Annotated in this window: 8 protein-coding genes; 4 read left to right on the top strand and 4 right to left on the bottom strand. The window is 71.9% G+C overall.

The genetic code is table 11. The annotated features are described in order from the left end of the window. Nucleotides 1-201: 201 nt before the first annotated feature. From AB0F72_RS34270 to AB0F72_RS34260, 3 genes are all read right to left on the bottom strand, one after another. The gene (locus tag AB0F72_RS34270; RefSeq protein ID WP_360440401.1) at nucleotides 202-918 is read right to left on the bottom strand and encodes a DUF4389 domain-containing protein; all 717 of its coding nucleotides are present in this window, start codon (nucleotides 916-918) and stop codon (nucleotides 202-204) included. 517 nt (nucleotides 919-1,435) lie between these two features. Continuing rightward, nucleotides 1,436-2,335 carry a DUF1963 domain-containing protein gene (locus AB0F72_RS34265; RefSeq protein WP_360440398.1) on the bottom strand — a complete coding sequence of 300 codons (900 nt, stop codon included), beginning with the start codon at nucleotides 2,333-2,335 and terminating at the stop codon, nucleotides 1,436-1,438. A 139-nt stretch (nucleotides 2,336-2,474) separates the two neighbouring features. Continuing rightward, a complete protein-coding gene (locus tag AB0F72_RS34260; RefSeq protein WP_360440395.1) occupies nucleotides 2,475-4,838 on the bottom strand; it encodes an acylase in 2,364 nt (787 codons plus the stop codon). Nucleotides 4,839-5,077: 239 nt separating this feature from the next. Between AB0F72_RS34260 and AB0F72_RS34255 the strand changes: the two genes are divergently transcribed. The 3 genes from AB0F72_RS34255 to AB0F72_RS34245 are packed head-to-tail and all read left to right on the top strand — an operon-like array spanning nucleotide 5,078 to nucleotide 7,730. Continuing rightward, nucleotides 5,078-5,920 (top strand): CPBP family intramembrane glutamic endopeptidase, encoded by an 843-nt coding sequence (locus AB0F72_RS34255; RefSeq protein ID WP_360440392.1) that lies wholly within the window; start codon nucleotides 5,078-5,080, stop codon nucleotides 5,918-5,920. Next, nucleotides 5,917-7,074, top strand: a complete 1,158-nt coding sequence (locus AB0F72_RS34250) for a histidine kinase (protein ID WP_360440389.1) — start codon at nucleotides 5,917-5,919, stop codon at nucleotides 7,072-7,074. The genes AB0F72_RS34255 and AB0F72_RS34250 overlap by 4 nt, the downstream gene beginning before the upstream one ends. Continuing rightward, nucleotides 7,071-7,730 carry a response regulator transcription factor gene (locus tag AB0F72_RS34245; RefSeq protein WP_360440386.1) on the top strand — a complete coding sequence of 220 codons (660 nt, stop codon included), beginning with the start codon at nucleotides 7,071-7,073 and terminating at the stop codon, nucleotides 7,728-7,730. Before AB0F72_RS34250 ends, AB0F72_RS34245 begins: the two co-directional genes overlap by 4 nt. Before the next feature lie 38 nt (nucleotides 7,731-7,768). Here AB0F72_RS34245 and AB0F72_RS34240 read toward each other — a convergent pair whose 3' ends face one another. Beyond that, the gene (locus AB0F72_RS34240) at nucleotides 7,769-11,344 is read right to left on the bottom strand and encodes a DUF4132 domain-containing protein (RefSeq protein WP_360440383.1); all 3,576 of its coding nucleotides are present in this window, start codon (nucleotides 11,342-11,344) and stop codon (nucleotides 7,769-7,771) included. Between the two features lie 285 nt (nucleotides 11,345-11,629). On the opposite strand from AB0F72_RS34240, the gene AB0F72_RS34235 reads away from it, so the two are divergent. Then, a complete protein-coding gene (locus AB0F72_RS34235; protein ID WP_360440380.1) occupies nucleotides 11,630-14,206 on the top strand; it encodes a right-handed parallel beta-helix repeat-containing protein in 2,577 nt (858 codons plus the stop codon). The last annotated feature ends 79 nt before the right edge of the window (nucleotides 14,207-14,285 follow it).

Here is a 14,285-nt window from a genome sequence, read left to right as displayed (position 1 = left end):
TGCTTGACGCTCGGCCTGCTACGTCTGCGTCTTCAACGATCTTTGCTGTCAACGACAGAAACGTTAACCGGCCCCGCCGAGAAAGTCTAGTAGGCGCGACACAGATTTTCTGGGCTTGTCGGTGGGGAGCCCGTGGCGATTCGGCCTCGGGCTCCCAGCGGACAACGGTGTGCGTCAGTGGTGCACGGCCGGACGGCCGGGTCAGCTGCGTGGTGAGTCGGGCTCCGTGCCGGTGGGCGGGATGACGGCGGTCGCCGGATCCTGGCCGCCGGTGTCCAAGCGGAATGGCGGGTAGGCGTCGGTCATCAGCGCGACGTACGCGGCGACCCGCAGCACCCACCGGTTCAGGCCCAAGATGAAGTCGTACAGGCCACGCGGGTACCGGCCGGTGACCGCCAGAACGACCGCGGCGACCAGCACCAACAGCCCGATCAGGCCGCCACCGGTCCAGCTGTAGTCGTCGGTGTTGGAGTTGGCCGCGAACCAGGCGCCGCCGCCGGCCAGGATGCCGACGATCAGCAGATGTGGCAGGGCCAGCAGCCACGACTTCACCAGCACCAGCCCACGCGACAGGTGCTCCGGGTACGAGACCTCCAGGTGCGCCGGGTACTCGGTGACCTCGGCAAGGGTGAACGGCGGATACCGGTCGGTGCCCAGCGCGCTGTAGGCGTAGTAGTTGACCCGCCAGGTCCAGCGCATCACTCCGACGTTGAAGTCGAACATCTTCCGGGGGTACCGGCCGGTGAACAGGATCGCGAAGAACGCGACCACGGACACCACGCAGAAGGCGATCCACAGGGCGACCAGGACGATGAAATGCGGAACAGCAAGAACCCACTTCACCAGCCACAGCCAACGAGACAGGTGCGAGTCCAGGCGCGCGTCGACGCGTACCGGATAGGCGGTCGTTACGGTCATGATGTTGGACCTCCCACGGATCGGTCGGTGCCCTGATCCGCCGGGCACGGAAGCGCCCGGCCGGATCACATGACTGATGTGCCGGCTCCGTCCGGAGTTCTGGTGGCGAGGGCTGATGCCCATGACCCGCCGCACCTCGCCGTCGAGACGACATACGGGTGGGGGTTGTCTGCCACCGCTCGGCCCTCAGACGAGGCGGTGCCGCGTCTGGCTACCGAGGTCTGGGGCAGCGCACCCGATGGGCGCCGGCCGTCAAGTCAGCTGACGAACCGATCCGTCCTTGACGGTACGCGCTATCCGCATGCGTGGATCGCCGCTGTGCCGCCGGCTATTCCCGGTTCTCGCGTAACCGCGCGATCCGGCTCGCCGGCGCAGGGATGCCGCGGCAGCCGGGCAAGTGCGGAAGATCCCGCACCCGGCTTCTCGCAGTAGTGAGGGACGGTGAGACGCATCGACGTTCTCGCTCCGGGTGAGCGCGGCGGTCGGCGTACGCCGCGGGACGTACGCCGGCGGCGGCCTATTCGGTGAACTGGGTCCGGGACAGCGCCTTGTCGAAGCGGCGGGCGGCCAGGTCCTCGTGCCGGATCATGAAGCAACCCCAGTAGGCGTCCACCGTGGCGAACTGGGCGAGGGGTACCCACTCGCGCATCACCCGGAGTGCCTCCTCCTCCAGACGCAGCTCCCACTCCCCCTCCAGGATCACGATGTCGCCGGCTTTCTGGCGTGCTTCCAGGTTGTCGACCGCCATCTCGGTCTCCGGGGTCTCGTCCATGTAGCCGGTGATGGACGCGCCGCTGCCGGTGTATCCGCCGAGATAGACGTCAGGCCAGGTGTTCTGCGGCCAGAGCTCCGTGGCGACCGCGCACAGCTGATCCAGGTGTCGCAGATCGCGAGCCAGGTGTTCCCCGTTGTCGGTCCGGGTGGACTCGGGTTCACGGCCGTCGAACCAGACGGGCAGATCGGCGGCGACCGTGGCGAAGAGATCATGCTCCGGGGTGACGGCGTCAGAACCGGCAGGTGCCTCCACCGGTACGGTGGCGGTGCCGGCCGGCACATGCACGACCCGCGCGAACTCCTGCTCGTCGGCCACGGAACCGTTGGCCGTCCCGGCGTCGAAGGCGAACTCGCGGTCCAGGAAGAACAGCAGCGAACCGTCCACCGGCAGGGCGAGGCCGGGGACGCGGGGAAGCGCCGCGCAGTCGAAGGAGGCGATGAACGGCAGCGGCCCGAACTCGGCGGACGGCCACTCCATGCCCACCGGTAGTGCGGGCAGCCCGCCGTGCTGCCCGACCACCCCGCCGGTGGGGCTCCGGCTCGTCCGGATCTCGAATCGGAGGAACTCGGCGAACCTGCCGACCTCCTCCTCCGGAATGCCCCGCCCGATCGCCGCACGACGAAATCGCTCGTGATGATCCATGACCGGGTATCCTGCCATCGCGCACCGGAGATCGACGCCCGGTACGACCGTCGCCGGTCGCCAGGAGGGCGCGGTGCCGCGGCAATAGCAGCCCGCGACGCAGCGCCGCACGGCCGGGCAGTGGCCGGGGCGCTCAGCGTCAGCGTCCCCGCTGGACCACCCGGTAGGTCCGCAGGTTCGGGTCGGCCGCGATCTGGGCCTCGGTGTACTTGACGGTGTCCCAGCCTTTCCGGGCGTAGAGGCGCGTCTGGTCGGCGTACCACGGTGAGTTCGGGTTCGTCGACTGCGAGTAGGTCAGGATCTGCCGGCCCGCCGGGCCGTGCGGGCCGAGCTCGACGGCCATCACGTACGACGTGCCATGGACGACCTTCGGGTAGCCCACGCCCGGCACGAGCGGGTTGGTGATCACGTTGAAGGCGCCGGTCTCGCCGCGGCCGCCGTGAATCGGGATACGCCGTTCGCCGCGGCTGTCGGTGTGGATGTCGCCCAGCTTCGCGTCGAGCCGGATGCCGGCGAGCCGCTGCACGGCGTCGGCGAGCGCGGTGCGTACCCGCGGACTTGTGGTGTCGAGCCGGCGCGGGGTGTGCACCGGGTCGGTGACGTCGAAGGTGTCGGCGAACCTGATGCCGCCCGCCAGGGCGAACTCGGTGAACAGGTGTGCCCCGCGGCTGTCCAGGTCGACGCGCAGGTCGAAGCGGGCCAGCGCCGCACAGGCCGCGGCGAGATCGACGGTCGCGCCGTTCGACGCGGTGGCGGTGGGTTGCTGCCGGCAGAGGGTGACCAGATCGTCGCGGACGAGCTCAGCCCCGTGAACCCGGTTGCCGAACATGATCCGCCAGAGCCGGTCGGTGGTGAAACGCTTGCCGGGCAGGCCGTCCGTGCCGGCGAGGCGCTGCTCGACCTGGTCGATCCCGAGCCGGGTGCGCAGGCTGCGCTCGGTGCGTTCGTTGCCGAGGATCCGCGGGAAGCCCTCCAGCGGCGCGAGCGGATTCGCCAGCCAGTGGCTGTCGTTGGAGTTGGTGACGTAGTCGTCGCGGAAACGCACCGGCAGGGCGGCCGGGCCGAGGATGCCCGGGACGGCGGCGTCGGGGTCCGTGCCCAGCGCGCAGTCCGAGCGGGAGCCGTCCAGAACCGCCTGGCCGCTACCGGCGTAGAGCGGCTGGAACGCCGCCGGGATGCAGGCGGCCGCCAGCGCATGGGTGACCCGGGGGACGACCGAATGGTCCCCGTACAGGGCTTCGCCGCGCGAGTCCGCCGCGATCACGTTGACCCACGGAAGGAACTGGTGCCGGTCGAGGACCGCCTTGAGCTGACGGACATCGGTGGCCTGGCCCATCCGCAGCCACCCGTCGAGAGCGCGGTTGTTGCCCGCGTTGACGTCGGTGACGGCGTAGGCGGTGGCCGCCGTCCAGTCGAAGGTCCCCGGCACCACGACCACCGGACCGTAGCGGGTGTCGTACAGGGTCCGGCGGACCGCGCCGGCGGCCCCGGCCTGGACCGTGACCGTGCGGGCGCGCATCTTCTCGGGCTGGCCGTCGACGTAGTAGGAGGTGGGGTCGCCCGGCACGAGACTCAGCCGGTGCCAGACGAACCGGCGTGCGGTGGAGACGGTGTGGCTCCAGGCGACCGTACGGTTGTGCCCGATCTCGATGATCGGGTCCCCGATCAGCGCCGCGCCCTCGACGTCGTAGCGACCGGGCACCTTGAGGTGCATCCGGTAGAAGCGTTCGGCGCCCTGCCACGGGAAGTGCGGGTTGGCCAGCACCATCCCGCCGCCCGTGGTGGCCCGCGCTCCGAGGCCGTAGGCGTTGCTGCCGATTCCGGAGCTCGCCCCGTCGCGGGCGGCGACCACCGCGGCGGCCCCGGGCGTATCCGGAGTGCCCGCGGTCCCGGACGCTGCCGGCGGCGCCGCGGCGACGATGCCGTCCAGCAGCGCGCGCGAGCCGGCCCGGACCATGCTGGCCCACGACGTACGCCAGACGTCCGTCACGGTCAGCGGGCGCACCCATGCCTTGCCCCGGCAGGCCGGATCGGTGAGGTTCGGCACGCCGGTGCGGCGCAGGAAGTGGTTGTAGCCGGCGACGAAGCCGCGGATCTGGTCGCGGACGTCGTCGGACGGCGACAGCACGCCGTCGCGGGGGCCCTCCAGCAGCCGCTCGACGACGCGATCGTCGATCGCCTTGCGATAGAACAGGTCGCTGCGCACGTTGGCGTCGTCCGGCCCCGCCGCCCCGAACCAGCGGGACCGCTCACCGCTTACCGTCACCACCTTCTCCGCGATGACGCAGATGTTGTCCTCCGCCTGCACGTAGCCGACACCGAACCCGAGACCGGCGAAGTCGCCGGCGGTGATGTGCGGGACACCGTACGAGGCCCGGCGGATCAGCGCCGAGTAGCCGCTCTCACGCTCGACACCCGCAGCGGGCGATGGGACGACCGCGCTCGCCACGACCACTCCGAAGGCGACCGCCGCTGCTCCCAGGCGCACGGACCACGTTGTCATGGAGGCATCCCCCTCGATGCGATGCCCGGCGGCTCCACCGGGACGGTCACCCTGCTGGACCATCCTGCCGCTGCGGGCGGCGCTCGTACACCCCCTACCCGGCCCGAGGTCGAGCGGGGTCTTGTCCCCCGTGCGAGCTACCCGCAAGTGTCCACCACACGGTGACGATTGTGGCGGCGGAAATCCATAGGTTTCTTCCTGTCCGCGGCGTTCCGGTCGCGGTCTGCGAAGGAGTCATCATGCGATTCGTCAAGCAGCTGCTCGCCGTCCTCGCCGTCGCCGTCGTCGGCGGGCAGGGCGCCGCCGCCGCCGCCGCCGAGGGCAGCTTCCTCCTCACCCTGGTGATCGGCGCTGTGACGGCGGTGCTGGGCGTGGTCGTCTACCGGTGGGTCGTGCGGCGCACCGAGCGCCGCGAGCCGGCCGAGCTCGGCCCGGACGGCTGGGGCGGGAAGCTGGGCCGCGGGACGCTCATCGGCTTCGCCATGTTCGCGGCCGTCATCGCCAACATCGCGTTCCTCGGCGGGTACCACGTCGAGGGCTGGGGTTCGCCGACGGGAGCGCTGGGTCTGCTCGGGTTCATGGCGGCCGCGGCCGTCACCGAGGAGCTGCTGTTCCGGGGGGTGCTGTTCCGGATCATCGAGGAGCGTACCGGCACCTGGATCGCTCTCGGCCTGACCGGCGTGGTGTTCGGCGCGATGCACCTGCTGAACCCGGACGCCACGGTGTGGGGGGCGGCCGCCATCGCGATCGAGGCCGGCTTCATGCTGGCCGCCTGCTACGCCGCCACCCGGAACCTGTGGGTCCCGATCGGACTGCACTTCGGCTGGAACTTCGCCGCCGGCGGCATCTTCAGCGTCGCGGTCTCGGGCAACGGCGAGTCGAAGGGGCTGCTCGAGGCCTCGACGTCGGGGCCGGTCGCGCTCAGCGGCGGCGCTTTCGGGCCGGAGGGCAGCCTGTACGCGGTGCTGGCCGGCGTGGTCCTGACCGTGGTGTTCCTCTGGCTGGCCAAGCGCCGCGGGCACATCGTCCCGCGCCGGCGCCGCACGGTGGAGGCCCCGGCGACCGCTACAGTCACCCAGTGATCAAGCTCCGGCGACTCCCGGACCTGTGGCGGCAGTGGCCGACCACGGTCCGGGATCTCCCGCTCGCCCTCGCCTTCGCCCTCGCGGCGGTGGCCCCGGCACTGGAGCAGCACGGTACGCAGGTCGGCGACCTTCCGGACCACCCGTACGACGCGCTGACCGTCGGTGTCGTCGCCCTGGAGTGCCTGCCGCTGGCCGTACGCCGCCGGTGGCCGGTCGTCTGCCTCGCGCTGGTGTCGCTCGGCTTCGCGATCGACCAGCTCCGCGGTTACCACACCGTCTCGGGAGCGGCGCTGGCCATCGCGCTCGTCAGCGCGGGCGCCTACGCGGAACGGCGCCGCTGGGTGGTCGCGGGTCTGGGCTCGGCGGCGTACGTGGCCCTGGCGATCTCGCTCGACCGGCTCGGCTCGGCTGAGGGTGTCACCGGGTTCACCACGTTCTACCTGCTGATGGCGCTCGCGTGGGGCATCGGGGCGTGGCTGCGCCAGACCCGGGCCGCCGAGGCGGAACGCCGCCGCCATGTCGAGGAGGCCACCCGTACGGCGGAACGCACGCGCATCGCCCGGGAACTGCACGACGTCGTCACCCATCACGTGACGGCGATGGTCGTGCAGGCCGAGGCGGCCCGCTACCTGACGGGCGCACCGGACAAACTGGACCAGACCCTGACCGCGATCACCGGCACCGGCCGCCGGGCCATCGGCGACCTGCGGCAGCTGCTCGACCTGCTCAACCCGGATCACAGCGCAGGCGACCCGCGTACGCCCGCCGTCGGTGACCTGGACACCCTCGTCGACCAGACCCGGCAGGCCGGGCAGCCGGTCGAGTTCGTCCGGGACGGCACGCCGGCGGCGGGCGCCGGCAGCGCCGAGGTGGCGGCGTACCGGGTGGTGCAGGAGGCGCTGACGAACGCGCTGAAGTACGCGCACGGCAGCCGGACCAGGGTTCACGTTCATCACGGGGAAGGGCAGACGACCGTGGAGGTCAGCACCGACGGTTCCGGATCCGGCGGCGCGTCCCCGGGCGGCAGCGGGCGCGGCCTAGCCGGGCTCCGCGAGCGGGTCACCGTCCTCGGTGGCGACTTCAGCGCGGGCGCGCAGGACGGCGGCGGCTTCCTCGTGCGGGCCCGGATCCCGGCCGGAAGCCCGTCGTGACAGCGCCGATCCGGGTGCTGGTCTGCGACGACCAGGAACTGATCCGCGCCGGATTCGCGACGATCATCGACGCCCAGCCCGACATGGAGATCGTCGGCGAGTGCGGCGACGGGCGCGCGGCGGTCGGCCTGGCCGCCCGGCTCCGGCCGGACGTGGTGGTGATGGACGTCCGGATGCCGGTGCTCGACGGCATCGAGGCGACCCGCCTGCTGGCCGGCGCCGGCGTCCCCGAGCCGGTGAAGGTCCTCGTGGTGACGACGTTCAACCTCGACGAGTACGTCTACGAGGCGCTGCGCGCCGGCGCCAGCGGCTTCCTGCTCAAGGACGCCCCACCGGCGCAGTTGCTGGGCGGCATCCGCACTGTCGCGACCGGCGCCGCGCTGCTGGCCCCGGAGGTGACCCGGCAGCTGGTGGGCAGGTACGCGGCCCGCATCCGCCCGGCCGACGGCGACCCGCCCGGCGGCGCCCTGACCCCGCGCGAGCTGGAGGTGCTCCGGCTCATCGCGGAGGGCCTGTCCAACAGCGAGATCGCCGCGGCGCTGGTGATCAGCCACGAGACGGTCAAGACGTACGTGTCCCGCATCCTCACCAAGCTCGACCTGCGCGACCGGGTGCAGGCCGTGGTGTACGCGTACCGCCGGGGCCTGGTGACCTGAGCGGCCGGCCGGCGCGAGGCGGCCGGCCGGCCGTCCAGTCATCGCGGAGATCCGCCGTTGACCAGGTAGTGCAGGTCGCACAGCAGTTCCGAGACGATCACTGGATCGAGGGCGGCGAAGTTCTCCGCCCCGGTGAGCCGCGCGTCGCGGAGGATCTGCGCGGGCTGGTCGTAGACGTCGCCGACCGAGATACCCGGATCGAGCGGGAAATCCAGCCATCCGGGACCCGGCAGGTCGCACTCCATGGTGTCCTGAATCCCGGCGTCCATCGGCACGCTCCGCCCCCACCACCCGCGACGTTCCAGTGTCAGCAAGCGTTCGACCGGGACGTCGACGCCGACGAACTCGGGCAGTCTCCGCTGTGCGGCCTGTTCCGCGGTCAGCCGCCGCACCGGGCGCTGGAGCTGCGGGAACGGCTGAAGAATCTCATAGTCGGTGAACAACACCGTCCACGCGGACAGGTCGGCCTCCAGGTCCACGGGATGGGCGACACCGACCACGTCGTCGTCGCCCACGGTGAACGCCTTGTCGTCGACGTCGGCCGCACTGCCGTCCTCGGCCACCCGGAACGCCGTGCCCACCGCCCCGTCTGGGCGGTAGGTCACCCACACCAGACGCCGGGCCAGATGCCCCATCAGCGGATGCCCGACCAGCAGCCGCCGGAACTCCGCACCGGACCACCGCCGCCGGATCACCATCGCCTCCTCCAACCGGCGAACCTGATCCCCCGCCACCGACCGCAGGTCCTTCTTCAACCCGGCGAACCTCTTGTACGCCGCCGTCGCGAGCGCCTCGTCGTCGTGGGCGCCCGGCTTGGGCAACTCTTTGCGCCTCCTGCCGTCCTCATCGGTCACCACCGGCTTGAGCTGCTCGTCGAACGTCACCACGAAACGACGCGGGCCGTAGTCCAGTGTGAGAGTGTTCCGATCGTCCAGCCCGAAGTCCGGAACCAGCCGATCGGCCAGCTGGTCGGAGGTCAATCCCAGCTCCGCGGCGACCGCCCGGACCCGGCTGTCCGCGCCGTCCCTCAGCGCTTCGAACCTCACCTTCCGGGAGATGGCGTGGAGGTGGATGAGCGCCGTCTCGGAGCCGATCGCGTAGAGCACGTCGAGCCCGATCATCGCCCGCGCGTGGCCGCCCACGCCCGGCCAGGCCCGCACGACCGGGCTGAGCCGGCGCACGGTGTCATCGTCGCCGATCAACGCCAGCGCCTCCAGCACCCAGCTCTGCTTCGGCGGGAACCCCGCCGACTCCCAGCACTGGAACAGCGACCAGCCGAACTCCGCCAGCGCCGCCGGGTCCAGCGTCTCCCGCACCGCGGCCAAACCCGGGTACGGCAGGCCCAGGCGCGACAACGCCAGCATCGTGCACAGGTGCCGCACCGCCTCGGGCGGCAACGCATGACGGCGATCGCGCGACAGCACCGGCGTCAGCGAACCGGCATCCTCGGTCCAATGCGGAAGGTCCGGTAGCCGTGCCGGCACGGCGTCCGCCGGGTCGACCGACAACAACGGCTCCACCGCGGACGCCGCGGCAGCGCCGTAGGCAGCGGCAGCCGCCCGCACCACGTCGGCGTGACCAGCCGCTACCAGCACCCGCAGCGCCTGCTCCGCCGCACGACGCTCGGCGCCGATCGGACCGGCCGCCGCCGGGATGAGATCACGGGCCGCCGCCTCCGGGTGCCGCCGGAGCCAGCTCACCGCGATCCAGCGCACCGACTTCAGCCGGTCCAGCCAATCGGCCATCAGGGCGGCGACCTCGGCTCCCTCGGCGGGCAGCAACAGGGGGCCGTAGACGTCCAGCGAATCCCGTTGACGGTTGCGCTGGACCACGACCGGCACCGCGTCCACGCCGAACCGGAAAAGCAGATGGGGCAGGGTCCATCCCGGCGACCAGAAACCCATCGGACGCCAGCCGGGCAACAGTTCCAGCGCCAGCGACCGCGGCGCGTTGACGAAGAACCGCTCCTCGTCGGCGGCGTGGGTCATCCGGCCCTCGCGCAGCTTCGCCGCCTCCTGCTCCCAGCGTTCGAGGCCGGCGGCGTCCTCCGGTCCGGGCTCCACGAACTCCGGCACCAACGCTTCGCGCTCCCCGGAAGCCCAGCACATCCGCGGCACGTCCGGCGGCGTCAGCCCTTCCACCACCACCGGCCGGGCGGCCGTCCGCGCACGCGTCCAGGGCGGTGTCGCCAGCAACGGGTGCACCGACGCCGCCGGCGCCTGCGGCACCGTCGACAACGATGCCAGGATCGACTCCACCTGCCGCCGGGCCACCTCCGGCAACGACGGCAAGGCCGCACGCGCCACCTCCGGGTTCGCCGTCACATGCCGGCGCAACAACTCGGCCGCCGGCCCCCGGGTCCCGTCCGGCTCGCCAGCCGCCATCCCCAGCAGGCGCAGCGCGCGCACCGGGAATCGCTGCATCGCCTCGCTGAGCCCGGCCGCGGCCAGCTTGTCGTCCGCCTGCTGCACCAGCGCGCCGAACGCCTCGTCGGTCGGAATCAACGCCAGGCCATCGATCAACACCCGCCGCTGGTCGCTGTACGCGTGCGGGTTGTTCAGCAACGCGATCAGGCGCGGCGCCACCACCGCCCCGACGCCCTCGAGGAGCGTGGCCAGCAATCCGCCCCGCAGCCTCAGATCGAACGCGTCGATCTTCTGGGCCAGCCGGTCCCACTGTTCCGGCGTCGAGACCGCGAACCCGACCAACTCGATGCGACGCAGATCGGCACCACAGTCCTCCTCGACCCACGCCGACTCGGTCGGCATCAGATAGGTGGTGATCGTGCGCTGCACCGTCGCGCGATACTCCCCGAGCGTCTGCCGAGCCTCCTCGTACTCGGCGTCGCCTGCGACGGCGAGCCGGGCCCGCACCCGCTCCGCCAGCGGCAGCCACGGATCGAAACTCCACCGGCCACCGACGTCCGCCGGCGTCACCCGGCGCAGGTCACCGGGAATCCTGAAGCTCCGCCCTCTGACGTCCAGACCGGCGGCCTCGGCGACGGCCCGTGTCGCGAACGTCAACCCGTGGGCCGCGATCCACCCGTCGGCGAGCGCCGCCAGCTGCCCGAACTCCCGATGCTCACACGTATGGGTCGAGGCCACCACGGCCGCCGCCGCGCCGAGCGGCGTCACCCGGCTGCCGTCCAGGAACCCCTCGGCCGCGGCCACCAGCTCACCATCACTCCTCGGCGCCGCCAGCACCTCCGCCCGCTCCGTGCTCTTGGCTTCCATGACCGCCGCGGCCTTCGCCACCGCACCCGCGAGCCGCGGTAACGAACCACCCACGCGGCCACCACGCCGCCGCTGAACCTTGCGCGTCCACTCGGCCGGCAGCACCAGCGCATCCTCGTCCCGCACCACGACCGGCTCGTCCGCCGCGCTGCCGCCCGGCGCCGCGGCGGTGTCGGCGGCGGTCTCCACATACCCCTTCTTCACCTTCTCGGAGACCAGGCCCTCCACATGTGCGATCGCCGCCGCCTCGTCGGCCAACTGCGTCACCCGCGTCTGCCCCGCGGCACCGGCACGTCCGAACCGGACGGTCACCACGGCACCGTCCCGCGACACCCACCAGAACTTCGCCGACGCCGGACCCCGGTGCTCGAAACAGCGCATCCTGACGACTCCTCGATCTCGATCAATTGACGGCGGCGACACGGTAGCCGCGGGGTATGACAAGAAGATCCCGCAGTACCGGCCCGTCTTACTTGATCTTCACTGCGGGTCCGTTTTCCGTACATCTCTGCCGGGGTGTCCCGGTGTTAACGTCGTCCGGCCCGGGGTCGCGCTCGATGATCCATTCGCGCCGGGCGGCGCCGGCCCTGGCTGACCTCTGGCTTCGCCGGCGCTGCGCCGGACCGGATCGACGGGGACCCGCTGGGGCCCGCAAGGAGTGTGCGGATGCGGATCGGGCGACGGGGCGGCACGGCCACCGATCATCTGCGGGTCGCGCCCGGTGAGCGGGGCGCCGCGCAGACCATCATGGCGAGCGTACGGGCCGCGGCGCCCGGCGACACCGTGATGATCGCGCCCGGCCGCTACCACGAGGACCTGACGATCGACCGGGACGTACGCCTGACCGCCGAGCGCGGACGCGGGACCGTCTGGCTGACCGGCTCCACACCGGTCCGCGTCGACGCCGCCGCCGTCCTCACCGATCTGGTGCTCACCGGCACGGACCCCGGGGAACCGGTGCTGGTGGTGGCCGGGGGCGCCGCCGAGGTGACCGGCTGCGAGTTCCGCGACGGCCGGGTCGAGGTCACCGGAACCGCCACCCCGGTGCTGCGCGACTGCCGCTTCACCGGCGCCCGGCTGGCCGGCCTGTACGCCCTCGGCGACAGCAGCACCCGTCTGGAGAACTGCGCGATCACCGGAATCGACGGGATCGGGGCGGTGGCGGGAGGTGCCGCGCGGCTGGCGCTGGACGACACCTGGATCGGGGCGGTGTCCGGTTCGGGCCTGCGGGCGCGTGGCCAGGCCCGGGTCGAGATGGCCGGTGGCTCGATCACCACGCCCGGCCGGCACGGGATCCTGGCCGAGGAGTCGGCATCGGTGGCCGTCCGCGACTCCTCGATGGACCACAGCGGCGCCGACGGTGTGCTCGTCACCGGCACGGCCCGGGTGGAGCTCACCGGCTGCCGGCTGACCGATGTGGCCGGCGCGGCCATGGTCGCCGCCGAGAACGCCGAACTCGTCGCCACCGGGTGTGACGTCGACCGGGCCCGCGCGAGTGGGGTGGTCGGCAAGGGCGAGGCCACGGTGACGGTCACCGGCGGGACGGTACGCGGTTCCGGCGGCAACGGCGTCCTGGTCACCGACCGGGCCAGGCTGACCCTCGCGGAGACCGTGGTGGGACCCTCGGCCTACAGCGCGGTACACGTCGGCGGCTCGGGACGGCTCCGCGTCGACGGCGCCTGGCTGGGCCCCTCGGCGGAGCACGGCCTGCACGCCGCCGGCACGAGCGTCGTCGAGGTGACCGGCGCCCGGGTCCGGGACTGCGGTCTCGCCGGGCTCAGCGTGGAGGAGCACGCGGAGGCCACGGTGAGCGGTGCGGTGTTCGACGGCAACCGCAACGGCGTGGCGATCGGCTCGGACCGGCCGGCGCGGATCACCGACTGCGTGGTCACCGGAAGCGACCGGGCCGGCGTGCAGATCAGTGGCGGGTCGTCGGCGGCGCTGACCGGCTGCCGCATCGACCGTCCCGGCACGGCGGGCATCGTCTTCGAGAAGGACAGCGGCGGCACCGTGGACAGATGCGCCGTGCACGAGGCCGGCGGGTCCGGGATCGTGGTCTGGACCGGTGCCGCCCCGCAGGTGCGCGACAGCTCCTGCACCGGCGGAGCCAAGAACAGCCTGTTCGTGGCGGAGAGCGGCGGTGGCACGTTCACCGACTGCGTCTTCACCGGCAGCGCCTTCCCCGCCGTGCACGTCGGCGCCGCGGCCGACCCGAAGATCACCCGGTGCCGGATCAGGGACACCGAGGTGGACGTCGACGTGGACGACTCGGCCGAACCGGTCTTCGAGGAGATCCGGCTCACCGGCGTACCCCAATCCCTGCTCCGGCCGGAAGCGGTCGTCGCCGCGCCCTCCCCCGCCCTCGCGGGTGGCGCCGGTGGGCCGGCGCTCGCGCCGCCGCCCGGCGAGAGGACGGCCGACCAGTCCGACCTGCCGGAACTGCTGGCGGAACTGAACGCGCTGGTCGGCCTGGAGCGGGTGAAACAGGACGTGGGCGCGCAGATCAAACTGATGCAGACGGTACGGCGTCGTCAGGACGCCGGGCTGGCCGCGCCGCCACTGAGCCGTCACCTGGTCTTCGCCGGCAACCCGGGCACCGGCAAGACCACCGTGGCCCGGCTCTACGGGCGCCTGCTGACCGCGCTCGGGATGCTGGAACGCGGCCACCTGGTCGAGGCGGACCGGACCTCGATGGTGGGCGAGTACGTGGGGCACACCGGCCCGCGCACCCAGGCGGTGTTCCGCAAGGCCCTCGGCGGCGTGCTCTTCATCGACGAGGCGTACTCGCTCGTGCCGCCCGGGCACACCAACGACTTCGGCCAGGAGGCGATCGCCACCCTGGTGAAGCTCATGGAGGACCATCGCGACGACGTGGTGGTGATCGTGGCCGGGTACCCCGAGGAGATGGGCCGGTTCGTGGCCTCCAACCCCGGCCTGGCGTCCCGGTTCTCCCGCACCCTGACGTTCGAGGACTACGAGCCGGCCGAGCTGACCGCGATCGTCGAGTCGCAGTGCGGGCAGCACGAGTACCGGCTGTCCGACGACGCCCGGGAGGCGTTGCACGCCTACTTCGCCACGCTCGACCGGGCGCACGGTTTCGGCAACGGCAGGGCCGCGCGGCAGGTCTTCCAGCGGATGACCGAGCACCAGGCGCAGCGCGTCGCCGATCTGGCCGACCCGTCCACCGAGGACCTGCTCAGGTTGACGGTTTCCGACGTGCCGGTGATCGGTTCCACGCGCTGAGACCGGCACATGAACAAGGCATGAAAATACCTTTTTCGGTCTAGATCAACATATCAGCGTACGAATAACGTCACCTCGA

The organism is Actinoplanes sp. NPDC023936, assembly GCF_040639325.1.
GTDB lineage: Bacteria > Actinomycetota > Actinomycetes > Mycobacteriales > Micromonosporaceae > Actinoplanes.
This window is presented reverse-complemented; position numbering and strand designations above follow the sequence as displayed.

Excerpts from the sequence above, each read along its gene's own strand:
- AB0F72_RS34270 (WP_360440401.1), bottom strand. The coding sequence starts at position 918 with ATGACCGTAACGACCGCCTATCCGGTACGCGTCGACGCGCGCCTGGAC.
- AB0F72_RS34265 (WP_360440398.1), bottom strand. The coding sequence starts at position 2,335 with ATGGATCATCACGAGCGATTTCGTCGTGCGGCGATCGGGCGGGGCATT.
- AB0F72_RS34260 (WP_360440395.1), bottom strand. The coding sequence starts at position 4,838 with ATGACAACGTGGTCCGTGCGCCTGGGAGCAGCGGCGGTCGCCTTCGGA.
- AB0F72_RS34255 (WP_360440392.1), top strand. The coding sequence starts at position 5,078 with ATGCGATTCGTCAAGCAGCTGCTCGCCGTCCTCGCCGTCGCCGTCGTC.
- AB0F72_RS34240 (WP_360440383.1), bottom strand. The coding sequence starts at position 11,344 with ATGCGCTGTTTCGAGCACCGGGGTCCGGCGTCGGCGAAGTTCTGGTGG.
- AB0F72_RS34235 (WP_360440380.1), top strand. The coding sequence starts at position 11,630 with ATGCGGATCGGGCGACGGGGCGGCACGGCCACCGATCATCTGCGGGTC.